The following is a 25,105-nucleotide window of genomic DNA, read 5'->3' as shown; positions in this document are numbered from 1 at the left end:
TCCTATTAAAAGATTATGACTTAAATCTAAAGTTTGAAGTTGCAAAAGCTGTCCTATTTCCAGAGGAATAGTTCCTATTAAAAGATTATGACTTAAATCTAAAGTTTGAAGTTGCAAAAGCTGTCCTATTTCCAGAGGAATAGTTCCTATTAAAAGATTACGACTTAAATTTAAATCTTGAATTTGCAAAAGCTGTCCTATTTCTGAAGATATAACTCCTGTTAGTTTATTCAAACTCAAATCTAAAATCTGTAACTTTTGAAGTTGTCCAATCTCCGAAGGTATACTACCAGCTAAATTATTTCCGAATAAATATAAAATCTGTAACTTTTGAAGTTGTCCAATCTCCGAAGGTATACTACCAGCTAAATTATTTCCGAATAAATACAAAATCTGTAACTTTTGAAGTTGTCTAATCTCCGGAGGCATAACCCCGATTAAACTATTATTTGATAAATTTAAAAATCGAAGTTCAGTAAGTTGCCATATCTCAGCCGGTATTTCACCTATTAAAAAATTTTTATTTAACTTTAAATCTTGAATTTGCAAAAGCTGTCCTATTTCTGAAGGTATAACTCCTGTTAGTTTATTCCAACTCAAATCTAAAATCTGTAACTTTTGAAGTTGTCCTATTTCTAAAGGTATACTACCTGTTAATGAATTATTTTCGGAATATGGAGATCCAAAATTTAAAATTTGTAGATTTTTAAGTTGTCCAATCTCTACAGGTATATTACCTATTAAAAAATTTCTATATAAATTTAAACTAGTTAAATAACTTAATTGTCCTATTTCCGGTGGAATTACTCCTGCCAAATTATTAGTTGGTAAATTCAATGAAGTCACATGTCCATTACTTACTGTAACACCATACCAACTGTTAGTAACGGGTTTATTAAAATCCCAGCCTGTTTTGTTTTTCCAACCAGTGCCATTGGTGCTATTATATAACGCTAATAGTGCATCTTTTTCAGATTGAGGGACGCCTGTAACCACGTCATTTCTAATTCTTCTGCTTTTTATACTTTGCTCCCTCTCAATTTTTCGCAAAATAGTATCCTTAATTTCTTTCATTATCAGATACTCAGCAATCTGCATTTTTCGTCTCACTTCGGTTTCTCTGCTAAGCTCTTTAGCATCATTAATCCCCCTCTCTTTTAATTGCAGAATCTCTCGATCTCTATCAAAACCTATCTCCTGATTACTAAGTTCCTGAGAAAAAGAAACAGATGAAAACAGCATCATGCAAAAAGTGATGATCCAGTGTGTTTTTATTCTAAAAATATTTATCATATTATATTGAATTGCAGACTATTCTTAAATCTATCTTTATTTTTATTGCTTTATTTTTATTTTCCCAATGACCGGAATACATGAATTAACAGTAATTACTTTGTCAAAAACAGCTGTACAGCCAATGGAGTTGGTAATCTCCAGACTCACTTTATATTCACCAGGGGCTGTATAGATCTTTTCAGCGGTAGCTGTAGTTATCTCCGAATCAATAGTATTATCTGTCTGATAGAATATCCATTTATACGTTAAATCAACAGTAGTTGTCTGAAAAGAAAAAGTAATGGTATTCCCTTCAAATAAAGAGTTCAAACTAGATGTTATATTTCCTACTGCTGTAATACAGTCCTTTACTCTTAAAAAAATAATATTACGGGTTAATATTAGATTTTTAGATGAAACAGAAGAACCTGTAATTACTGGGTGTTTTGCAATACAATAATAACTTCCTTCATCTAACATTTTTAAATTGGATATTAGATATTGTCTTTGGGTTGCTCCTTCAATAACTTCTCCGTCTTTATACCATTGATAGGTTTCTTCTGCAGTAAAACGATCATCCTCAAACATACTTAATGTTATACTTTTCCCCGAAAACTCAGTAATTGTTTTTTGGGTATCGGTTTTAGCTTGAGGGACATATTTAAAAAAGGAAATCTTCTTTTGATAAAATGAAAATTGATCCGCAAAATCAGAGAAATAGAAATTATTATTATTTATTTGGAGTCCATATAATTGAGGTAAATTACTTAAATCAGGCAGTATTCTACTTAGTTTATTATTATTTAAACGTAAAAAACGTAAACTACTTAAAGATTGAAAACTGGAAGGTACTTCTCCTGTAAGATTATTCCCATCTAGTAATAAATTTTCTAATTTTGAAAGGTTACCAATAGAACTAGGAATAATTCCTTCTAATTTATTGCTTACGAACCAAAAAAATTGTAGTTGAGATAAATTACCTAAAGTAGTTGGTAATGATCCTCCTATTGAATTTGAAGAGAAATTTAAATCAATAAGCTTGCTTAGATTACCTATCTCAGGTGGAATTACTCCACTTAACCCATTATGATCTAGCACTATTTCTACTACATGACCATTAGATACCTTTACCCCATACCAACCGGTAAGTTTACTTCTATCCCATGAAGTGACAGGGGTATTAAAATCCCAACCTGTTTTATTATTCCAGTTAGCACCGTTAGTGCTATTATACAAAGCTCGTAACGCCTCTTTTTCGGATGGAGGAATATCTACAACAGTATTTCTGGTAAAACGAGAACGACTAATTTTGGATTTTTGTTCCTGCTTCTCTTTTTGCAAAACGGCGTTCTCAATTTCTTTCATTACTATATACTTTCTTATATACATTTCCCGCATAATAGCAATTTCTTGGGTAAGCTCTTCAGTATTAGTAATACCGTGTTCTTTTAATTGTGCAGTAACCTGCTCTATATCAAAACCCGTTTCCTGATCGCTTAACTGCTGAGAAAAAGAGACAGAGGAAAACAGCAACATGCAAAAAGTGATTATCCCGTGTGTTTTTATTCTAAAACTATTTATCATATTCTATTGAATTACAGACTACTCTTAAATCTATCTTTTTTATTTATTTTTATTTATTTATTTTTATTTTTCCGATAACAGGAATACAGGGATTAACAGTAATTACTTTATCAAAAGTGGTTGTACAGCTATTTACATCGGTAACTTCCAGACTCACTTTATATTCACCAGGTACTGTATAGGCCTTTTCAACGGTAGTGGTAGTTATCTCTGAGTCAATCGTATTATCTGTCTTATAGAACTTCCATTTATAGGTTAAATCAACTGCTGTTGTACTAAATGAAAAAACAGCTGTATTCCCTTCAAATAAATTAGTTGAATCAGGCACAATACTTCCTGAGATTGGAGTGCAGGGTACTATTTTTAAATGAATCATATTTCGAACTAATTGTAAATTTTTAAATCGATCGGAAGGATTTGTTATTTCAGGATGTCTGGCAATACAATGATAACTTCCCGCATCTAAGGCTTTTAAATCGGATATCGTATATTCTCTATTGATAGCTCCTGTAATTGCTTGTCCGTTTTTATACCATTGATAAGTCTCTTCTGCAGTAAAACGATTATCCTCATACATCGTCATTGTAATACTTGTTCCGGAACCTCCGGTAACTGTTTTTTGAGTATCCGTTTTGGCTTGAGCCTCATACCGAAAAGAACTGATTTTAGTGTTATAAAATGGAAACTGATCTGCAAAATCAGAAAAACGGAAATTGTTCTTAGATATATATAATTCGGCTAATTGAGAGGATTTACTTAAATCAGGTACAACACCTTCAAATGAATTAGAGGATATATTGAGCCGTTTAAGTTTTGTTAAATTTCCTATTTCCGGAGGTATAATCCCTTTTAATTGATTTATTTCCATATCTAAATAGGTAAGCTCTGAAAATTGTCCTAGTATTGAAGGAATAGAACCTGTTAAATTATTGTATCCTAAACTTAAAATCTGGAGTTTTCTAAACGACCACGTTTCTGCTGGAATTTCTCCTGTCAGACGATTAAACCATAAATGTAAAAGGAGTAAATTTTTAAGCTCACCAATTTCCGGAGGTATACTACCTGATAGTCCATTAGAAAGTAAATTTAAGTGGGTTAAAGATTTTAATTGTCCTATTTCAGGCGGAATTTTCCCTGTCAGTCTGTTAGACCTGAAAGTTATCTGACGTAAATCTTGAAGTTGTCCAATGCCTGGTGGTATACTGCCTGTTAGTTGGTTGAACTCAAAACTCAAAACTTGAAGTTTTGTTAGTTCCTTTATTTCTAAAGGTATCTTATCTACTAATTTATTGCTGAATAAATTTAAAATGAGTAAATCTTGAAGTTGTCCTATTTCTGGAGGTATACTGCCAAATAATTGATTTTCGGCTAAATCTAAAATCCTTAAATATTTCAATTGTCCAATCTCTGGTGGAATTACTCCTTTTAAATTATTCCTTCTGAAACTTAAACTAGTCACATGTCCATTACTTACTGTAACACCCTGCCAACTGTTCGTAACGGGAGTCTCAAAATCCCAACCTTTTTTTCTTGTCCAACCAGTATAATTAGTGTTATTATACAAAGCCTGTAAAGCATCTTTTTCAGATTGAGGAATATCTGTGACTGCCCCGCTTCTGGTTCTTCTGCTTTTTAAATTTTGCTCCAACTCTATTTTTTGCAAAATAGCATTCTCAATCTCTTTCATTACTACATACTGTTGGATATGCATTTCCCGTATCATGGCAATTCCTTGAGCAAGCTCTTCGGCATCGGTTATACCTCGCTCTTTTAGTTGCAGAATTTCTCGCTCTACATCGAAACCAGTTTCTTGATCGCTTAGCTCCTGAGCAAAGGAAACAAAGGATAACAGCACCGTGCAAAATGTGAGAATCCAGTGTGTTTTTATTCTAAAACTATTTACCATATTATATTGAATTACAGACTATTCTTAAATCTATCTTTTTTATTTACTTATTTTTATTTTTCCGATAACAGGAATACATGGATTAACAGTAATTACTTTATCAAAAGTGGTAGTACAGCCATTTACATTAGTAATCTCCAGACTCACTTTATGATCACCAGGAACTGTATACGTCTTTTCTGCAGTAGCTGTAGTTATCTCTGAGTCAATAGTGTTATCTGCTTTATAAAAGCTCCATTCATAGGTTAAATTAACAGCTGTTGTCTGAAAAGAAAAAACAGCAGTATTTCCTTCAAATAAACTGATTGGAGTAGAAATAATACTGCCCTTTACTGTAGTACAAGGAACTGCTCTAAGGTAGATATCTGATCGTTGTAAAATTAAATCTGTCATATTATTCTTGACAGCAGAAGTAAGTACCGGATGTTGCGCTAAACAATAATAATACATTCCACTATCGGCAGAAGTAACAGCGGGAATGGTATAATGTCTTGATGTAGCTCCTTCAATTGGTCGTCCTTTTCTATACCATTGAAAGGTTTCATCCGGCAAAAAACGATCGTCTTCATACATCTTCATTGTAACACTAGTTCCAATACCAGGCCTAATTTCTGTGGCACTATCTATCTTATTCTGAACATTGTAAGCAACATTCCAATTTCCGGAAAGAAACTGAGTTAAATCTGCAAAACGAAAGTTTGAACCAAAAATCCGAATCCAGCAACCTAGAGGCAAACGACTAAAATCGGGAATAGCACCTACTAGTTTATTAGAACCTAATAATAATTTTTTAAGCTGGGGCAACTGCACGATTTCTGGAGGAATCGAACCGGATAATTGATTATATCCCAAATCCAAATACTGAAGCCATGAAAGCTGTACCAGCTCGGAAGGGATAGAACCCGTCAACTTATTACTATTCAGATACAATCCTGTTAGATTCGTCATTTTAGTGATTGTCAAAGGTATTGGTCCGGATAATTGATTACGACTTAAAACTATACTTCTCAGCTTAATTAATTGTTCTATTTCTGACGGAATAGAACCTGTTAAAGCATTACGACTTAAATCTAATGCACTCAAATTAGTCAACTGACCTATTTCTGAAGGAATAGAACCTGTTAAAGCATTATAAATTAAATTCAATCCGCTCAGATTCGTTAACTGCCCGATTTCTGAAGGAATACTGCCCGATAACAGATTCCTTTGTAAATTTAGATACTGCAACTGAATCAATTTTTGTATTTCAGACGGAATACTACCAGTCAACTTATTATAAGACAAATCCAAACTCAAAAGCTGAGTCAGCTCTCCAATTTCTGGAGGTATGGAACCATTTAATCCAGGTATTCTGGATCCTAAAGCTCCAAAATTTAAAGACTGTAAATATTTAAGTTGCCCGATTTCCGGAGGAATTACCCCTACTAAATTATTGCTTGACAGATTCAAAATAGTCACATGTCCGTCCGTTACCGTAACACCATACCAGGCATTGGTAACGGGAGTATTAAAATCCCATCCGGCTTTTCTTGTCCAGCCAGCACCGTTAGTACTGTTGTATAATGCAATTAATGCGTCTTTTTCAGATTGAGGAACTTCAAGAACTCCACCGCTTCTGGTTCTTCTGCTTTTTAAATTTTGCTCCAACTCTATTTTTTGCAAAATAGCATCCTCAATTTCTTTCATCGCTAGAAACTTTGCTATATGCATTTCACGCAACCCATCGATTTCATAGCTGAGTGCTTCGGGATCTGTAATCCCCTGTTCTTTTAATTCTGCTGTAGCCTGCTCCACATCAAAACCCGTCTCCTGATCGCTAAACTCTTGAGAAAACAACACTGTTGTAATAAAAAAGCTTATAATGGTAAAAATAGAGGTATAGGTAATTTTCATCTGTCTTACTTTATTTTTAGTTATTCTTTACACAGAATAACTTGTTTTTTAACTGTTACTTTTCTATTCGGTGCGATTTTTAAACTCTTTCTTCCGGTATGGGATTGCGAGTTGGATATACTGATTTCATTTTGTTTTAATCCTGATTTAAAATCAAAATGAGACGCTCTTTCACATTCGGTATCATCATAATCCTCAAAGCCGTCGGAAGCCAGTTCACTATATTTCGTATTAGAAGCTACTGCTACCGGAAAACGATTGTTATACCCGTATAAAGCGGATGAATAGCGATTTAACGCGTCTTTGTTTTCTACTTCCTGACCATATGGACTGTATTGTGTTACTTCTGAAGCATAAGTCCATCTTTTGTAATTATCGTCTTTTCTGACCTCCCAATTGGTGCCATTGAAAATATATAAGGAAGCAAAATCAGTAAAGAAACCTGTTTTACGCGGTGTTGGGTCAATAGTATGGTTTCGCCCTGTTAAGTAAGCAAACGATTTATTGGCTCTCCAGTTCCCCAAAATATTATATATATACGGATTGTAAAAAAGATCATAATCTACATCATCATCGTCAGCACCGGTTGCTTTTTCATATTCGTATTGTAAGTTTCCTTTAACAAAAACCATTTTCGGTAAATTACATTCGCATTGTGCGGGCCATACATCACTGTATTGTATTGCGGAAGCACTAACCATTCTGCCATCGGCAGTTGAAAACAGAAAAGGATCTGCTCCTATGGTTTGTTTAATAGAAGTCTGTTTATTTGCAGCATCATAATTGTACAATGGATTTCTCATAGAAGTGATACTAGCCATTGCCGCTGTCTGCAAATTGCGATACCCTGAACGAATCACTTTTAGTCTTCCGGCACTTTCAATATCTTTAACCAAGTGTCCTTTTGCATCCAGCAATTTGAAACCGGTATTGTTCAGTTTAACTACCCAGGCTCTTACGCTCTTCTTTATTCCCTCAGCATCTAATCCAGTTGCCCAGACCTCATCGCCATCAATTAAATAGTCTGAAGCTTTTGGATTTCCTTCAAATCGATATCCTTCTCCTGTTTTTACAATATTCGATTCTAGTCCTGCATTTTTTACAGCCTGACTCATGCCTCCATAACTCCAATAGGCAGGGAAATTAAAACTGAAATACTGATCTTTATATTCATTAGTCGTCTGAGTCAGTAACACTTCTCCTGTATCGGCATCCCATGCTAAATTTTTGGTAGATACCTGTGCTCCTAAATCATAAGCCACTTTCCCGGAAAGTATACCGCTACTGTGAATTACCTTTGTCGTTGTGGCAGTTCTGATCTGATTTTCATGTTTTGAATAACTTGGAATCGGAGTAGGAACAACAATCGTAAAAAGAGTAACCGGTATTATAGCTATATTAACATGAATACCTGCTGTTGTGGTTGTGGACGTGTTTTCTCTAAAACCATTGATCACATCATAATCGACACCGACCAGCTTCTGACTAATCACTCCTTTAGAATCAATCGTCTGTATAACATTATTCAGCTTACCTCCATTGGTATTCTGAGCATCAGCTTTAATACTGTAATTATAATCTACTCCTGATATAAACTGCTCTTGTCCTTCACCATACACTCTCTGACTCTTCATTTTCCCATCCATATCATTGGTATGAACAGAGAAACCTTGTGATAAAGTAAGCTTATTTTTAACATTAAGATTCAGTAAGCTTGCTAAAGCTGACGAAGCATCATAGTTTGAAGATAAAACGGTACGATCTGTAATAACCGGAAACTCTTTTGAAGTATAAAACTCTGTTATGACGGATCCTGTTGCATGTTTTTTGACTACTATGGTTTCATTACTTTCGTTTACTTTTTCTCGAGGTAAATTAGCCACTTTTACTCTGCTGTAGGTAACTTTAGGATAAGGAAAGAAGGATTCTCCAAAAGGCTCTTCTACATAATTATCACTATCGGGACCTAATAACAGATCTCTTTTGTTTTTATCATAGAACGGTTTTACAAATGGGTTTTCTTTAGAACCTAAAGGCTCATAAGTAGCCACTCCGGAAGATTTTCCGTCTTTGTCTGTATATGAATAATTTTGACCGTAATATTGATGATACAACGGATTTGCATCATTGCCGGTCATTACATCCCACTGATCCAGAATTTGTATACTTTTCACTCTACTGCCGCCGCCTGTTTTATGAGCATTGGCATTCATTAAACGAATCCATGATTTTCCAGAAATAAACTGACTTGCTATTCCGGTTTGTTCTAATTTAGCATTCGGACTTTTAAATATTTCCAGAAGAGCAGGCATCCAGCCAATTAACTGCATAACAACGCCTTTTACATTATTAGTGTCCTCTTCATTGTTCATACTATATACTAACTGATTTAAATATTGTCGTCCAAAATTCCAGCCTGCTTTCATTATCGGATTTACTGAATTACCAGAGTTAAAGCCATCTCCTTTTCCAACATACTCAACGGGTATGGACGCATACTTTCTTCCGTCTTTTTCAAAGAATCCACAACCTTGTGTTTTATCTATTATTGTATAACCTGTTACATAATCATACTTATCTTTATTACCTCCCGGTAAAGGATTCGGATTGACCATATTAAGCAAGAATCTGAAATATAAAGGATTTTCACTGCTGCCTATTGACTTTAGATAGGTATTAGAGAATTTTTGAGCAAAACCGGGAGCTGTAATGGCTGCGCTTTTATCGATCTCAACATATAAATATTTCCCTAACAACTTACTTTTTATAGTGTTGTCTATATCTGTCATAGTAGCAGGTATCTTTTCCCCGCTTCCTATTACTTTAAACATTTGCATCGCTTCTTTATCCTGAACAAATGCATAATCATCAGACTCGTAGTTCGTTTCTATCTGACCTCCTGAAGGTAATCGAATAGACTCTAATAGCCAGGCAGCTGCATACTGATCTGCCGTTTCTCTATTACTCTGATCCACAAAAGGATATTCTGCATTTGACAAATTACTGGTTGATCCTGCACCTAATCCTGTATCGGATGGTTTATAATTCCCCCATACATCGTATGCTTTCATATCGTATGAAGGATTAAACCCATACTTAAAAACATAAGGAGTAAATTTCCCCATGTGTGAATTTTTATAGGTAAAATAAACTTTCTTCAATGTTAATTTTCCTTTTTGTCCATCAAACTGAGGACTGGTACTGGTTCCGTTAATGTTATTATCTATACCCTGGCATAAGCTGTAATCATACTCAAAATGAGCTTCTTTTATTGGAGTTGCTTTTTCTCCTTTAACCTCATATTCAGGTTTGGAATACAATGAGATTTTATCCAGTTTATACATTTTTGAATCCGGGTTTAATCCCCCGTCTTCATTCTTTACGCCATAACCATCATTTCTTTCTGAAAGATGAAAAAAAGCAACATGTGTTTTGGTTGTTATTTTTTTAACGTACAATAATTCCTTTTCTCCGTATTGGTAATTTCCTTTGTTGTCTTTTTTACTGGAACGCAGTCCTTCATCGTAGTTAGCTGTTTTTTCTTTAAATGGGATACGCCATTTATAGGTATGCTCTTTAGAAGTACTTTTGTTATCATATTCAAACCTGGTATAAGTTCCCAAATCATCATCTGACGGTCCGTTTCCGGTCAAATCCTGATAATCCGAAGATAAAACAGCTGTTAATAAATAAGAGTGTGCATAGGCAGGTGTAGTAACACGATTGAAATACTGATCGCCTTTTTGTCTGTTATTAACGGAATTGTCTCCATTCTGATAGGTAACTAATCCCGTTTTATAATCTACACTTGGAGTGGTTCCTACGTCAAATGTTACTTCTCTTTTAATAAGATTGTAAGCTGCTCTTCCGTATATATAACGCTCACCTCCTTCTTTCGTGATTTTTATTTCTGATGTATGATGATCGTGTTTTCCTCTGGTAGAAAAAGAGCTGAACTCTTTACTGAAACCATAATTAAGATCTTCTAAACGTGTCAATTTTTCAATAGACTGATTTCTGGATAGACGTTCGGTTCGCAGTAGGGAACCGGTACCTCGAATCTGACCTGTATTGGTATAATAATTTGGTGTGGTTCTTCTGGAGAATTTTCCTCCTTCGATATTAAATTTAACCGGATTATAATCACCCAGACTATGCTGTAACAGATCCAGTTCTTTGTCTACATGATTTCCGCCGATATTCTTAAAAAATACCTTTTCATAATCTGGTTTATTGTCTTTTTTCTCGTTGAATCGACCTAAAGCTGGATTGGAATTTTGCCATACTAAAGAGCTACTCTTGCCTAAGGTTACTGTAGCATTAACCCCAATATGGACACCACCACCACCACCAAATTCTCCACCTAAACTACCGCCTTTAGTTTCATCGGTAGTTTCATTATCATATACATAACCCACCTGAGATTTATACGGACGATACATTCCTGAAACTCCTTGTCCCTGAATACTGTATAAATCGTAGGTATGGTTCGTAACAGGTAATGAAGTCGTATTTTTATTAAACGTTCTGTCTTTTTCACGGTTGAAATCTAAAATTGCCGACCTGCCTGCATTATACGTGTTTTCAAAGCCATATGCTTTTTCAACTTTATATTTTTCGGAATCTGCAATCCCCTGGCTGGTAACATAACCTGAAAATTTCATACCTGGTTCAAATCCCCAAAACATACCTTCTAAATTCAGATTGAACATATAATTAGAAGAAGACATTGCTACTCTTTTAACAGGTGTAAAAGAAGCATTAATAAAAGAAAGTGATCCGGAAGTTAATCGATCAAATCCTACACGATCACCATTAGATACTCTGCTCAGACCTGTCGACAGTGTAACATTTTCAACACCTTTTCGATTATTATAACTAACACCCAGATTTCCTCCAATACTATTATTATTACAATGGTCACCTGTTAGTCTTTGAGAAAAAGAAACACTTGGTGATACGGATACACCTTCAGAAGCCGAAGATTCAAGATTCATTCCTACTGAAAGGTTATCACTAATCTGATAACTCAAACCGGCATTGGGCGTAATTCCTATGCCATTGTAGTTATTGTATTTAACACCAACTCCAACACTGACACCGCCTTTTGCATTTGTTTCTTTCATACCAAAAGCAGCTGCAAAGACATTAAAGCCTGCACCAATGGTCATATTCGGTTTTAAGTTATTCTCATATATCATTTCGTCTCCATCGAAATCATCCGGCAGTCCTCTCATCTGTCTTGCAATCTGTCCTACATTCAGGTTCCAGCCCAATCCCACCCAGGAGGCTTCCTGATCCATGGTCACTCCTGAATTATAGGCTAAATTTAAAGGATAACCACCTACATCCATAATAGGAATATTATAATTAAAATCACCACTAGCTAAGTCAACCATATCTGAAGTTGCAATAGGCGTGAAAGATTCAAATTCCGGTTGGGAAGGACCGCTGGTCAGTGCATACATCTGCATCGGCTGAAGAGTCTCTAAAAGGATCATCATTGCTAAATAAATAGCAATAGTCTTTTTTAATCTGTTTTTTTTAATCTGCTTGATCATAAGGCAATTTTGATATAGGGATCTTTAAATTTAAATTTTAGGGTACCTTTTCTAAAAAGATAATCGTTATAAACTAACTGTATTTTATCATTCGGGTCTATTCCGGAGAAGAACAATAGTACTTTTTGATACGGAGCAATTTTATAACTTCGTTCAAAAGTGACTCCTGAACATGGAATGGTATCTTTTTTTGAGGTTACAATATAAAAGTCTTTATCCAGACCAAATGACATGTATTTTACAGCATCAGTATAATCCATTCCTGTAAAATCCTTGGTAAGTATATCTTTTTCTTCGTCCTGTTGAAAGGTAAATTCCAGAACTCGTTCACTTTTATTCTGTTCATAAAGTGAGTCTACTTGTTGTAAATTTTCATTCCCTAAATCTTTTAACAAATAATATTGGATAGGAACTTCGGTAGCGGCAAAGCTAATATCATTTACTTTCTGGGTGTACGTACGGGATTTCCAACCTGTTTTTTCTAGATTGAAATAACGCTCTCTGATGTCTGAATCGTCTGAATTTGTTAATTGAGAATTCTTTTTACAGGAAAACAAAACAAAAAATATAAAGACAAGAGTAAGTCTATTCAAGTCCTTCATATTTTTTGTTAATATAGGATAATAAATCGTCTGTTACATCTATAGTTTCGTCAGCGAATAAGACATTGATTTCGTTGTCAGAACCAACAATAAGCTGATATCCGTTTTCTTTTGAAAACTCTGAGGAATAACTTTTAATCCTGGTCCATATTTTTGAAGATTGTTCAAATGCAAAAGCCTGGCTGAACTGCTCTAATTCTTCTTTTGTCTGAATAAATTCCTGCATTACTATTTCTTTTTCTGAAACCGAAATTTCAGAAACTTGTAGTTTTGCATATAAAGAATCGAATTTTAATTTTTTTAAATTGAACTCTTTTTCTCCAGAACCTTTCAATTCTTTGGTCATGTCAAAACCTTCAAAAAGTTTTACGCTATCAACATAAACGATTCTGGAACCTGAATTAATGTAGCTGAACAGTAAAGAAATCAATACTAAAAGGATTAGTATGATGTTACACGTAATTAATAGGGTTTTTACTTTTTTTATCACGGAATATTATATTTGTTAATTTTTTAAACTGACACTGTCTTACACCAAATACTATAACTTGGGATAAAGACCTAAAATAAGTATAGTACATTCTTATTTAATTTTGTATCATAAGAATATACTTACAAATGTAAGTATATTTATTAATATTCCTAATAAAAAGTAGACAAAAGTATGAAATTTAAATCAAAATATGTGAAATACATAAAATTTATAAACTTTTGTCTCTATAAAAGATTCTGTTACAGTGGAGAAATTATATTTTTATCACCATACTCAAAATAAAATGTATTGAAAAACAAGAAGTTATATTCTCTTATTTCGTATTAAAAAATATATTGATTCTATTTTTAACACTAAAAAACGCTCTGTTAAAATAGCATTACTAAAAATAAGATATCAGTAGAAATATTAATCAGTTAAAAAAATAGATGCAGTCAATTATAATTGGAAGCTAATATTAAATCCGTTTTATTATACTTATAGTCTATTTGCAGTATAAAAACATATCTGTATAAGAAGTTTAAAGCAAATGAATAAAAATTGTACGATTTCTGTACGGCAAAATGAATATTGTTGATAATGAATGATACTGTATGAGAAACAAAAAGGCTTTTAAACACCTGATTTTATTATCATTTTAAACAAAAAAGCAATGTTTCTGACTCTTACAGAAACATTGCTTTTTCACTAATTGTGACCCCGGAGGGGTTCGAACCCCCAACCCTCAGAGCCGAAATCTGATATTCTATCCAGTTGAACTACGAGGTCAGTAAAAAACATTCTAAAGTAGAATATCTTTTTATATTATGCTAATAATTTCTTTACTATAGTAGAAATCGTTTTACCGTCTGCTTTTCCTGCTAATTGTGCATTGGTTAAACCCATCACTTTACCCATATCTTTCATTCCTGAAGCATTGTTGTCAGCAATGATCTTAGCTACGATAACTTCTACTTCTGCCTCTGATAACTGCTCCGGTAAGAACTGTTCTATTACGGTTGCCTGAGCAATTTCCGGCTCTGCAAGATCAGAACGTCCTTGCTCTACATAGATCGCAGCACTATCCTTTCTTTGTTTAACCAGTCTCTGCAAAATCTTTATTTCTTCTTCTTCGGAAATTTCTTCTTTTGCTCCACTTTCGGTCTGCGCTAATAATATAGCCGATTTGATCGCTCTTAAAGATTCTAAACTAACAGTATCTTTGGCTTTCATGGCTGTTTTCATCGCTTCCATGATCTGACTTTGTAAACTCATAATAGATAATTATTTTATTTCGTTGCGAAGATAAAAAAATAACCCGAAAATAACATTGTAATTTTCGGGTTAACAATATTTAGTTTTAGATTAACTAATCTACATTATCATGTAAATACGAATTATTAGAACGTAACTGTAGATCATCGTTACTGTCCGTACCTAATGAAGTACGTGATTTACCATTATCTGTCGGTTTACTTGAAATATCAATTCCCATTCTTTTATAAGCGGGTTCTTTTTCAAACTCATCTACTTTTGAAGCGTTATTATGAAATTTATAATTAAATTCTTTCATTTTTCTTCTTCTTTCATCTGCTCTCATCTTCAGACTTTCTTCTATACTCATATCCATAGGGGATATTTCCTCAAGATTTCCATTTAAAGAATTAGGTATATCTACTTGTTTCACTGTCAGATTTAGTTCTTCAATAACTGGCTCTTCAATAACTTTAGTTACTGGTTTTGAAGTTGCTAATTCATTTTCTATTTCCATATATTCTTCCAGAGAATATTTGATAATCCCTGTTTCATCCAGCTCCGTTACAGGAACAACCTGAATCGGTTCTTTTACTTGTATCTCTCTGGTTTCCTGAGTCAGTTCAAAAATAGCTTTCTCTTCATTACGGGATTCGTCCTTTTTAATCGGCAGATCGAAAGAAAAAGTAATTTGTTCTTCTTCTTTTACAGCATACTGAGGTACTGCAACTTCAATTTCTTTTACTTCCGGTGTTGTAATAAAGAAATCTTCTTCTGCAACAACAGGAGCAGGTGAAATAATTTCAAAGGTAACATCTAAATTTTTGATAAATTCTGATGTTGGTACCAGATCAAATTCAAATTTTGATATTTCTTCTATACTATCTGCTTCTAAATCAAAAACGATCTTATTCTCTTCTTTTGGTGCTTCTGTTTGTACAGAAAAATCAAAAGCAGACATTACTTTTTTCTGAGACAGATCATGAACAATTTTTTGTTCATCTTCCAGAGTATGAATAATCTTCTTTGGTTCAGTATTTACAATATCATTTTGTTGTTCAATATTGAATCCTGTAGCAATAATCGTTACAGCAACTGCTTCTTCCAGTGATTCATCTTCACCAACACCCATAATAATATTAGCATTATGACCCGCTTCATTCTGAATATGATCATTGATCTCCCCGATTTCATCGATAGTGATTTCACTTGTACCGGAAACGATAAGCAACAATACGTTTTTGGCACCTGAAATCTTATTATCATTTAATAAAGGAGAATCTAATGCACTTATAATAGCATCCTTTGCACGGTTTTCTCCCACTGCAGTAGCAGATCCCATTATAGCTGTTCCGCTGTCTGACAATACGGTTTTTGCATCTTTTAAATCGATATTCTGAGTATAGTGATGTGTAATTACTTCGGCAATACCTCTTGAAGCAGTCGCCAAAACTTCATCGGCTTTTGAGAAACCTGCTTTAAAACCCAGATTACCATAAACTTCTCTTAATTTGTTATTGTTAATAACAATTAAGGAATCTACATGTTTTCTTAGTTTTTCTACACCTGTTATCGCCTGATCAGTACGTACTTTTCCTTCAAACTGAAAAGGAATTGTTACAATACCAACGGTCAGAATATCTCTTTCTTTTGCCAGCTGAGCAATTACCGGCGCAGCACCGGTACCTGTTCCTCCACCCATACCTGCCGTGATAAAAAGCATTTTAGTATTGGTATCGAGCATTTTTTCTATTTCTACAATACTTTCTAACGCAGATTGCTGTCCTACTTCTGGATTTGCTCCTGCGCCAAGTCCTTCGGTTAAACTCACTCCTAACTGTATTTTGTTAGGTACAGGACTATTTTGTAGCGCCTGAGAGTCTGTATTACAAACTATAAAGTCTACTCCTTTAATCCCTTGTTTGAACATATGGTTTATCGCGTTGCTTCCGCCACCGCCTACGCCAATAACTTTTATCACATTCGATTGATTTTTTGGTAAATCAAATGAGATACTTCCAAATTCTGAGTTGCTTATCATAATTATAGGGGTTTTTATTCTGCGTTATCTAAAAAATCTTTAATCTTATCTATATATTTATCAAAAAATGATTTACGAACCTTCTTTTCGGTTGATTCATCATCTTCTTCTACCTGAACAACTTCTTCAGGTTTTTGAACGGGAATTTCTTCTTTTTGTTTTTGCATTATTAATTTTTCCTGTTCAAATTCACTAACCGGAACAGCGCTTCTAGTATTATTTCTAATACTGTTCATCACTAATCCAACGGCCGTAGCATACAACGGACTTGATATTTCCTCGCTGGAATTACCCGCTAAATGCTCATTAGGATATCCTATTCTGGTATCCATACCGGTAATATATTCTACCAGTTGTTTAATATGCTTTAATTGTGCTCCGCCTCCTGTCAGTACAATCCCTGCAATTAATTTTTTACGGGGATCTTCATGACCGTAAGCTTTTATTTCTGAAAAAACCTGTTCAACAATCTCAACTACTCTCGCATGAATGATTTTTGACAGATTTTTTAAAGAAATTTCTTTTGGCTCTCTGCCTCTTAATCCAGGAATAGAAACAATCTCATTGTCTTTATTTTCTCCCGGCCATGCAGAACCGAATTTTACTTTTAATAATTCAGCTTGTTTTTCAATAATTGAACATCCTTCTTTAATATCTTCTGTGATTACATTTCCTCCAAAAGGGATCACTGCCGTATGACGGATAATACCATCTTTGAAAATAGCCAGATCGGTCGTTCCGCCTCCAATATCAATTAATGCAACACCGGCTTCTTTTTCTTCCTGACTTAAAACTGCATCAGCCGAAGCTAAAGGCTCTAAGGTTAATCCTGACAAATCAATACCTGAACTTTTAATACATCTGCCAACATTTCTAATGGAAGATGCTTGTCCTACCACTACATGAAAATTAGATTCCAGTCTTCCACCATACATTCCTATCGGTTCACTTATCTCTGACTGACCGTCTATTTTAAATTCCTGTGGCAAAACATGGATAATTTCTTCTCCCGGTAACATTGCCAGTTTATGAACTTGATTAATCAACAAATCAATATCATTATCTCCTATTACTTCTTCCGGATTGCTTCTGCTAATATAATCGCTATGTTGTATACTTCTGATGTGCTGACCTGCAATCCCTACAACAACATCTTTTATTTTATATCCTGAATTAGCTTCTGCTTCCTGAACGGCTTGCTGGATCGACTGTATTGTCTGAGTAATATTATTTACAACACCTCTTGCAATACCTAAACTTTTGGATTTACCAACGCCCAAAATCTCTAACTTACCATATTCATTTTTCTTGCCTATCATGGCAACAATTTTAGTCGTACCTAAGTCTAAACCTACTGCAATACTCTCTTTTTCCATATCCTAATTTTTAGTGCACACTACTTGCTGCGTAAACTTCAAACTCACTTTATTATAATTATTAATTGAACTGTCCTGAACGGCTTTCTGAAAAAAGGCTTTATAATTATTAAACTTTCTCTCAATATTTACCATTTTCCCAAAATCTATTTCATAATTGTAATTTCTATTCATCATCTTTACGTCACCATTTGGCAAAACCTGTATTCCTATAATATTCTTCTGTAAAAATTTATCATCATAAATAAATCTGAACAGTTTGTTTAAATCTTTATTATTCTCTTCATTAATAATACCTGAAACGAGAGGGACTCTGGCTGTATAATTACCTGAAAGGGGCATCTCTCCTCCGTTATAATCAATATAGAAAGAACCTTCTCTGCTAAAAACCCTTGCTATCGGAATTTTCTGTTTTATTTCTGCTTTAAGCCTTCCATCCACTGTTACATATACTTGCGCCTTGTCAATCATATCATTATCATCAAGAACTCGCTCCAACCTATTCAAAGCTACCTTATCTTTACCAATAGTTGGAGACACTCCTAAATTATGTATCAACAATTTATTAACTGTTTCACCTGTTATAAAAAGGTTTCCTTCGTCCAAAAACTCTACTACCGGCGGGCTTATTTTTCTCTGTTCATTTCTGGATGACGTAAATGAATACAGAAAAACAACAACCATAAACATTATAATCAATTTTATATTGACCCAATTAAACCTTTTCATAAAGCGCTTGTTTAATAGACTTTACCATTTCACCAATATCCCCGGCACCAATTGTCACAATTATTTTTGCTTCACTTTTAAGAATCTGAGCAATCAGATTATCTTTACTTACTAATTGTTTATTATCATTCTCTATTTTATCTAAAAGCCATTGAGAAGTTACTCCTTCAATCGGTAATTCTCTTGCCGGATAAATATCTAAAAGTATTACCTGATCAAAACCCGAAAGACTTTTTGCAAAATCATCTGCAAAATCTCTTGTACGACTAAATAAATGCGGCTGAAAAACAGCTAGTACCTTTTCTGTCGGATACAATTCACATACAGCCTGATGTACTGCATTAATCTCTGTCGGATGATGTGCATAATCATCAATATATACCAGATCTTCTGTTTTTATCTGGTATGAAAATCTTCTCTTTACTCCTCGGAAAGACAATAGTGCCTTTTTAATATTATCTACTGAAGTACCATAGGTTCTTGCCATTGCCAATGCTAATAAAGCATTAGTAAGATTGTGTTTCCCTGGTAATCCGAATTCTATATCTTCTATAATCTCAACTGGTGTTTCTACGTCAAAGACGTAGGAACTATTCTTAATTCTCACGTTAAACGCTTTAAATTTCGCTTCTTCGTTTACTGCCACAGTAACTCCTTCCAGAGGTAAATCCTTGGTTATAAAAAGGTTTTGTCTCTCCTGAATCTTATCTGCAAACTCTATAAAAGAGGCTTCAATTGCTTCTTTGTCACCATAAATATCAAGATGATCTGCATCCATAGAGGTAATACAAGCAATATTGGGGTGCAAATGTAAAAAAGATCGATCAAATTCGTCCGCTTCTACAACAGTAATTGTTTTTCCTTCTCCAATTAAATTGGAATTATAGTTTTCTACAATTCCTCCTAAGAAAGCAGTAACGTCTAATCCACTCTGATAAAGAATATGTCCCAGTATGCTAGATGTTGTTGTTTTTCCATGTGTTCCTGCTACAGCAAAACAGAATGTTCCTTTTGTTATAATCCCCAGAACCTCTGCTCTCTTTTTAACGACATAATCTCTTTCAGTAAAATAATTCCACTCTGAATGTGTTTTAGGCACTGCTGGTGTAGTGACTACTAATGTGTTCTCCGTATAAAAATCTTTTGGGATCAGATCAATATTATCTTCAAAATGAATGTCAATTCCTGCTTCCTGTAATTCACCAGTCAGCGTTGTAGGTGTTTTATCATATCCTGAAACGGTTTTGCCTGCATTTTTAAAATAGCGGGCTAAGGCACTCATTCCGATGCCTCCGATTCCAATGAAATAAACGTTATGTATCTGACTTAAATTCATTTTCTTTTATTTAAGGTCTAAGACCTAATTTATTATACTTATCAAGTATAGTATTCACAGATTATTATCGCTTTAAATGCAACATGAATTACTTTCTTTCAATCTAACAATTTTATAATCTCGTTTACTATATCTTTTGTAGCATTTACTTTTGCTAACTTCTTCATATTTGTACTCAGTTCTTTCTGAAGATTTTCATCTTTTAAAAGACCTATAAAAAGGGAATTAAAATGTTCTTCCAGTTCTCCTTCTTTCAGCATCAATGCTCCTTTTTTATCCACAATTGCCTGAGCATTTTTGGTCTGATGATCTTCTGCCACATTAGGTGACGGAATAAACACCACCGGCTTTCCCACGATACTTAATTCTGAAACAGAAGAGGCTCCGGCTCTTGAAATAATAATGTCTGCAGCTGCATAAGCAAGATCCATTCTGTCAATAAAAGACATTACCTGCACGTGCTCTTTTTCATTATACTGTTTATATTCTTCAAAATAGAATTTACCACACTGCCAGATCACCTGAGCTCCTTCTGAAACAAAACGAATCGCTTCTTTTGCTGCTAACTGGTTTATTCTTCTTGCTCCTAAACTTCCTCCTAATATCAGAATCGTTTTTCTTTCTGCATCTAATTTAAAATAAGCTGTTGCTACTTCTTTTTTACTTTCAATATCCAGTAAATCCTGCCTTACCGGATTTCCTGTAAAAACGATTTTCTCTTTAGGGAAAAATCTTTCTAAACTCTCATAAGCAACACATATTGTATTTGCTTTTTTACTTAATAGTTTATTGGTTATTCCCGGAAAGGAATTCTGTTCCTGTATCACGGTTGGAATACCAAATCCTGATGCTGCTTTTAATAACGGTCCGCTGGCAAATCCGCCGGTTCCGATTACAGCATCGGGTTTAAACTCTTTTATTATTTTTCTTGATTCCCATAAACTATCTATCAGTTTTACAGGAAATAATAAGTTCTGTAATGTAATCTTTCTCTGTATACCAGCAATCCATAATCCTTTTATAGGGTAACCTGCCTGCGGTACTTTCTGCATTTCCATTTTATCTCTGGCTCCTACAAAAAGAATCTCTGACTTTGGAAAACGTAGCTTCAATTCATTTGCAATAGCAATTGCAGGATAGATATGTCCTCCTGTTCCGCCTCCGCTTATTATGAATTTTAAATTATCCTTCATGTGTCACTAATTTTCCTTTTACTGCATTCATCGGATTTTCTTCTTCTGTTTTTATACCTTCTTCAGAAGATTTTTTTGAAACATCCTCTATGTTAAATTTATTTTCTTCTGTTACTTCCTGTTCTTTTTTCGTCACATTTAAAATAATCCCTAATGCTACACAAGTCATCCAGATAGAACTTCCTCCGCTACTTATTAATGGTAATGTCTGTCCAGTTACGGGTAATAATTCAACTGCTACTGCCATATTAATCAGTGCCTGAAAAACGATCGGAAAACCTAATCCTACAACTAAGAGTTTGCCAAACAGTGATTCTGCTTTATGGGCAGCAACCAAAAATCTAAAAAATAACATCAAATATAAAGTCAATATACCTAAACCGCCTATCAATCCATATTCTTCAACAATAATTGCAAAAATAAAATCTGAGGATGACTGTGGCAAAAAATTCTTTTGTACACTTTTACCTGGACCCAGACCATATACACCGCCTGAAGCAATTGCTGTCTTTGCTTTTTCTATCTGATAATCATCTTCTCCCGGTTTATTCGTCGTGAAATTCTCTACCCTACTAATCCATGTATCAACACGATTTGGAAAAGCATCAGGAAAGGCTTTTGCTACCAGAACAAAAAAAGCTAAACCTACAATTCCAAATCCTATTATTGTAATCAAATATCGCATTGGATATTTTCCAATGAAAACTAACATTACCACCATAGCAAAAATAAGTGCTGCTGTAGAAAAGTTAGCTGGAAGGATCAACATAATAATTATAAAAACAGGTACCCAAAGTTCTATTACAGAAGACTTAAATGTTATTTCTTTATCTCTGATCTTCGCTAAATATCTTGCCACATAAATCATTAAGACAATAGAAGCTACTGTCGATGTTTGAAAAGTAATCCCTGTAAAAGGTACCTGAATCCATCGGCTTGCATTTGCTCCACCAATAGTTTTTCCCTGAAAAATAGTATACATTAATAATATTGCAACAACAGGTAAAGCCACTTTTGAAATGGCTTTGAAATAATGATACGGTATTCTATGAATAAAATAAATAATAAAAAATCCTATGGCAACATGAGAAAAATGTCGTAGCAGAAAACTAATCGTATTTCCCGCCCCGTTACTACTATAGGCAAGATTGCTACTAGCACTGTAAACGGGCATAAAAGAAATCAGGATCAAAAGACCAACGAATGACCAGATCACTTTATCTCCTTTTAAATTGCTTAACATCTCTTTCATTTTTCCTGTTTTATTTTTTCATCAATACACTGAACCTTATCAAATAAAGGTTTCTTTTCAATTTTATTATAAATTCTGTACTGCTTGTTTGAACTGTCTTCCTCTGTCTTCATAATTTTCGAACAGATCAAAACTGGCACATGCAGGTGATAACAAAACGGCATCTCCTTTTTCTGATAATCGCTGAGCATATTTTACAGCATCCTGCATGTTCGTAACCTCGATCATCGTATCCACAACATTTGCAAAAGCATCAATAACCTTTTTATTATCTATTCCCAGACAGATTATCGCTTTTACTTTTTCTCTTACTAACGACATCAACTCTGTGTAATCGTTTCCTTTATCAACCCCTCCCACAATCCAGACTGTTGGTGTATTCATACTATCCAGAGCAAAAAATGTAGCATTTACATTCGTCGCTTTTGAATCGTTTATATACTGAACATTCTGTATTTTCAACACTTTTTCTAACCTATGTTCCACTGCTTGAAAATCAGACAGACTTTCTCTAATCGTCGATTTTCTAATACGCATTAATTGTGCTACTGTTGTTGCTGCCATTGCGTTTTTCACGTTGTGTTTTCCTTCTAAAGCTAAGTGGTCTATTGCCATAACAAATTCTTCGTTATTAAGGTTGATTACTAGATTATTTTCTTTTAAAAATGCTCCCTGTTCAAATATTTTTGTCAGTGAAAAAGGAATTAATTGTGCTCTTACTTTATTTTTACTTAACCAGTTATTTATTGCCTCATCATCTGCATCATAAATCAAATAATCTTCTTCTGTCTGGTTCATTGTTATTCTGAACTTAGCAGCGATATACTGGTCATAATCATAATTATACCGATCTAAATGATCCGGACTTATATTGGTTATAATCGCTATATGCGGCTTATAAGTAATGACTCCGTCCAACTGAAAACTACTTAATTCCAATACATAGACCTCATGTTTATCATCAGCTACCTGCCAGGCAAAACTTTTTCCTATATTCCCTGCTACACCTACATTCATTCCTCCTGATTTCAGTAAATGATACGTCAGCATTGTTGTTGTTGTTTTTCCGTTACTCCCTGTAATACCGATCGTAACTGAATCTGTAAACTGAGAAGCAAATTCAATCTCTGAAAGAACCGGAATCTTTTTCTCTAATATCTTTTTTATTATTGGAGATTTTTCCGGAATACCGGGACTTTTCATCACAATATCTGCATTCAATATTAATTCTTCTGAGTGGGTTTCTTCTTCCCACTGAATATCATTAATAACAAGAACTTCTTTATAATTTTTTTTTATTTTTCCATAATCAGATACAAAAACATCGTAACCGACCTTTTTTCCTAAAATTGCTGTACCAATACCGCTTTCTCCTCCACCCAATATTACTAATCTCATATTATCTTAATTTTAGTGTAACAATAGAGAAAATAGCCAAAAGAATCCCTACAATCCAGAAACGAGTAACAATTTTACTTTCATGATATCCTTTTTTCTGATAATGATGATGTAAAGGGGACATCAGAAAAATCCTTCTTCCTTCACCAAATCGTTTTTTAGTATATTTAAAATAACTTACCTGTAAAATCACGGATATATTTTCGGCAAGGAAAATTCCACATAAAACAGGTATCAGTAATTCTTTACGTACTGCAATTGCCAGTACTGCTATTATACCACCTATAGTCAAACTTCCTGTATCTCCCATGAACACAGAGGCAGGATACGTATTATACCATAGAAACCCGATCAGGGACCCTACAAAAGCGGCTATATAAACAGTAAGCTCCCCTATCCTAGGGATATACATTATGTTTAAATAATTAGAAAAAATAATATTTCCGGATATCCAGGTAAAAATACCTAGAGTAAGCACCACTATCGCGGATGTTCCGGCTGCAAGTCCATCGATCCCGTCTGTAAGATTAGCACCATTTGATACCGCTGTAATAATAAAGATTACTACAGGAATAAAAATAAGCCATGCATAATCCTCATATCCTTTTCCGGTCCATGCCAATAATTCCGCATAGTCAAATTCGTTATTTTTAAAAAAAGGAATTGTAGTTGCCGTAGATTTTTCTTCAAAACTTGATATTCCCTGCACGTTTTCGATCTGTGTTATATTCTTATTACTGATCTTGACATCCTGTCTGATCGTAACGCTTGGATAAAAATAAAGTACATAACCTACAAATATCCCCAAACCGACCTGACCGATAACTTTAAATTTTCCTTTTAATCCTTCTTTATCTTTTTTAAATATTTTGATATAATCATCAATAAAACCAATCGTCCCCATCCATAATGTTGTAATGATTAGAAGTATGATATATACATTATCCAGTTTTGCCAGTAAAATCACTGGTATCAGTGTGGCAATAATAATAATAATCCCACCCATTGTTGGTGTCCCTGCTTTCTCACGTTGTCCTTCCAGACCTAATTCTCTAACAGTTTCTCCTATTTGCTGTCTTCTCAGAAAATTGATTATTCTTTTTCCAAAAACAGTAGAGATTAATAAAGACAGTATAATGGCCAACCCTGAACGGAAAGTAATATACTGGAATACTCCTGTTCCCGGAAGATCCCATGTTTTATCTAAATAATCAAATAAATAATATAACATAA

At 34.2% G+C, this 25,105-nt stretch carries 16 protein-coding genes and 1 tRNA gene; all 17 read right to left on the bottom strand.

Annotated features, from left to right (window positions below):
• Positions 1 to 1,245: leucine-rich repeat domain-containing protein (locus tag AC4FQX_RS13380; protein ID WP_491168213.1), on the bottom strand; the 1,245-nt coding region annotated here is incomplete at its 3' end.
• A gap of 90 nt (positions 1,246 to 1,335) precedes the next feature.
• Positions 1,336 to 2,811, bottom strand: a complete 1,476-nt coding sequence (locus AC4FQX_RS13375; protein ID WP_491168212.1) for a leucine-rich repeat domain-containing protein — start codon at positions 2,809 to 2,811, stop codon at positions 1,336 to 1,338.
• 97 nt (positions 2,812 to 2,908) lie between these two features.
• Positions 2,909 to 4,765: a hypothetical protein gene (locus tag AC4FQX_RS13370; protein WP_491168211.1), complete on the bottom strand. Its 1,857-nt coding sequence runs from the start codon at positions 4,763 to 4,765 to the stop codon at positions 2,909 to 2,911.
• A 39-nt stretch (positions 4,766 to 4,804) separates the two neighbouring features.
• On the bottom strand, positions 4,805 to 6,658 hold the full coding sequence (locus tag AC4FQX_RS13365) for a hypothetical protein (protein WP_491168210.1): 1,854 nt from the start codon (positions 6,656 to 6,658) through the stop codon (positions 4,805 to 4,807).
• Positions 6,659 to 6,678: 20 nt separating this feature from the next.
• Positions 6,679 to 12,219: a hypothetical protein gene (locus AC4FQX_RS13360; RefSeq protein WP_491168209.1), complete on the bottom strand. Its 5,541-nt coding sequence runs from the start codon at positions 12,217 to 12,219 to the stop codon at positions 6,679 to 6,681.
• On the bottom strand, positions 12,216 to 12,821 hold the full coding sequence (locus AC4FQX_RS13355) for a hypothetical protein (protein ID WP_491168208.1): 606 nt from the start codon (positions 12,819 to 12,821) through the stop codon (positions 12,216 to 12,218). The genes AC4FQX_RS13360 and AC4FQX_RS13355 overlap by 4 nt, the downstream gene beginning before the upstream one ends.
• Positions 12,805 to 13,251, bottom strand: coding sequence for an OmpH/Skp family outer membrane protein (locus AC4FQX_RS13350; RefSeq protein WP_491168207.1), 447 nt, complete (start codon positions 13,249 to 13,251; stop codon positions 12,805 to 12,807). The genes AC4FQX_RS13355 and AC4FQX_RS13350 overlap by 17 nt, the downstream gene beginning before the upstream one ends.
• 757 nt (positions 13,252 to 14,008) lie before the next feature.
• Positions 14,009 to 14,082: transfer RNA gene (locus AC4FQX_RS13345), tRNA-Arg, on the bottom strand.
• 36 nt (positions 14,083 to 14,118) lie between these two features.
• Complete coding sequence (locus AC4FQX_RS13340) at positions 14,119 to 14,568, bottom strand: GatB/YqeY domain-containing protein (RefSeq protein WP_491168206.1); 450 nt, start codon at positions 14,566 to 14,568, stop codon at positions 14,119 to 14,121.
• 94 nt (positions 14,569 to 14,662) lie between these two features.
• Positions 14,663 to 16,588 carry a cell division protein FtsZ gene (gene ftsZ, locus AC4FQX_RS13335; RefSeq protein ID WP_491168205.1) on the bottom strand — a complete coding sequence of 642 codons (1,926 nt, stop codon included), beginning with the start codon at positions 16,586 to 16,588 and terminating at the stop codon, positions 14,663 to 14,665.
• A gap of 14 nt (positions 16,589 to 16,602) precedes the next feature.
• A complete protein-coding gene (gene ftsA / locus AC4FQX_RS13330) occupies positions 16,603 to 17,964 on the bottom strand; it encodes a cell division protein FtsA (RefSeq protein WP_491168204.1) in 1,362 nt (453 codons plus the stop codon).
• 3 nt (positions 17,965 to 17,967) lie between these two features.
• Positions 17,968 to 18,693: a cell division protein FtsQ/DivIB gene (locus AC4FQX_RS13325; RefSeq protein WP_491168203.1), complete on the bottom strand. Its 726-nt coding sequence runs from the start codon at positions 18,691 to 18,693 to the stop codon at positions 17,968 to 17,970.
• Positions 18,680 to 20,029 (bottom strand): UDP-N-acetylmuramate--L-alanine ligase, encoded by a 1,350-nt coding sequence (gene murC, locus AC4FQX_RS13320; RefSeq protein ID WP_491168202.1) that lies wholly within the window; start codon positions 20,027 to 20,029, stop codon positions 18,680 to 18,682. Before murC ends, AC4FQX_RS13325 begins: the two co-directional genes overlap by 14 nt.
• A gap of 98 nt (positions 20,030 to 20,127) precedes the next feature.
• Complete coding sequence (gene murG, locus AC4FQX_RS13315; protein ID WP_491168201.1) at positions 20,128 to 21,222, bottom strand: undecaprenyldiphospho-muramoylpentapeptide beta-N-acetylglucosaminyltransferase; 1,095 nt, start codon at positions 21,220 to 21,222, stop codon at positions 20,128 to 20,130.
• Positions 21,212 to 22,474 (bottom strand): FtsW/RodA/SpoVE family cell cycle protein, encoded by a 1,263-nt coding sequence (locus tag AC4FQX_RS13310; protein WP_491168200.1) that lies wholly within the window; start codon positions 22,472 to 22,474, stop codon positions 21,212 to 21,214. The genes murG and AC4FQX_RS13310 overlap by 11 nt, the downstream gene beginning before the upstream one ends.
• 66 nt (positions 22,475 to 22,540) lie before the next feature.
• Complete coding sequence (gene murD / locus AC4FQX_RS13305) at positions 22,541 to 23,872, bottom strand: UDP-N-acetylmuramoyl-L-alanine--D-glutamate ligase (RefSeq protein ID WP_491168199.1); 1,332 nt, start codon at positions 23,870 to 23,872, stop codon at positions 22,541 to 22,543.
• Position 23,873: 1 nt separating this feature from the next.
• Positions 23,874 to 25,103: a phospho-N-acetylmuramoyl-pentapeptide-transferase gene (mraY, locus tag AC4FQX_RS13300; RefSeq protein ID WP_491168198.1), complete on the bottom strand. Its 1,230-nt coding sequence runs from the start codon at positions 25,101 to 25,103 to the stop codon at positions 23,874 to 23,876.
• Between the last annotated feature and the right edge of the window lie 2 nt (positions 25,104 to 25,105).

This window comes from Flavobacterium sp. AK-301, assembly GCF_058310215.1.
This window is presented reverse-complemented; position numbering and strand designations above follow the sequence as displayed.

What these genes read in the sequence shown, in the direction of transcription:
- AC4FQX_RS13375 (WP_491168212.1), bottom strand. Translation starts at nt 2,811, where the DNA reads ATGTTGCTGTTTTCCTCTGTCTCTTTTTCTCAGCAGTTAAGCGATCAG.
- AC4FQX_RS13370 (WP_491168211.1), bottom strand. Translation starts at nt 4,765, where the DNA reads ATGGTAAATAGTTTTAGAATAAAAACACACTGGATTCTCACATTTTGC.
- AC4FQX_RS13365 (WP_491168210.1), bottom strand. Translation starts at nt 6,658, where the DNA reads ATGAAAATTACCTATACCTCTATTTTTACCATTATAAGCTTTTTTATT.
- AC4FQX_RS13360 (WP_491168209.1), bottom strand. Translation starts at nt 12,219, where the DNA reads ATGATCAAGCAGATTAAAAAAAACAGATTAAAAAAGACTATTGCTATT.
- AC4FQX_RS13355 (WP_491168208.1), bottom strand. Translation starts at nt 12,821, where the DNA reads ATGAAGGACTTGAATAGACTTACTCTTGTCTTTATATTTTTTGTTTTG.
- AC4FQX_RS13340 (WP_491168206.1), bottom strand. Translation starts at nt 14,568, where the DNA reads ATGAGTTTACAAAGTCAGATCATGGAAGCGATGAAAACAGCCATGAAA.
- ftsZ (WP_491168205.1), bottom strand. Translation starts at nt 16,588, where the DNA reads ATGATAAGCAACTCAGAATTTGGAAGTATCTCATTTGATTTACCAAAA.
- ftsA (WP_491168204.1), bottom strand. Translation starts at nt 17,964, where the DNA reads ATGGAAAAAGAGAGTATTGCAGTAGGTTTAGACTTAGGTACGACTAAA.
- AC4FQX_RS13325 (WP_491168203.1), bottom strand. Translation starts at nt 18,693, where the DNA reads ATGAAAAGGTTTAATTGGGTCAATATAAAATTGATTATAATGTTTATG.
- murC (WP_491168202.1), bottom strand. Translation starts at nt 20,029, where the DNA reads ATGAATTTAAGTCAGATACATAACGTTTATTTCATTGGAATCGGAGGC.
- murG (WP_491168201.1), bottom strand. Translation starts at nt 21,222, where the DNA reads ATGAAGGATAATTTAAAATTCATAATAAGCGGAGGCGGAACAGGAGGA.
- AC4FQX_RS13310 (WP_491168200.1), bottom strand. Translation starts at nt 22,474, where the DNA reads ATGAAAGAGATGTTAAGCAATTTAAAAGGAGATAAAGTGATCTGGTCA.
- murD (WP_491168199.1), bottom strand. Translation starts at nt 23,872, where the DNA reads ATGAGATTAGTAATATTGGGTGGAGGAGAAAGCGGTATTGGTACAGCA.
- mraY (WP_491168198.1), bottom strand. Translation starts at nt 25,103, where the DNA reads ATGTTATATTATTTATTTGATTATTTAGATAAAACATGGGATCTTCCG.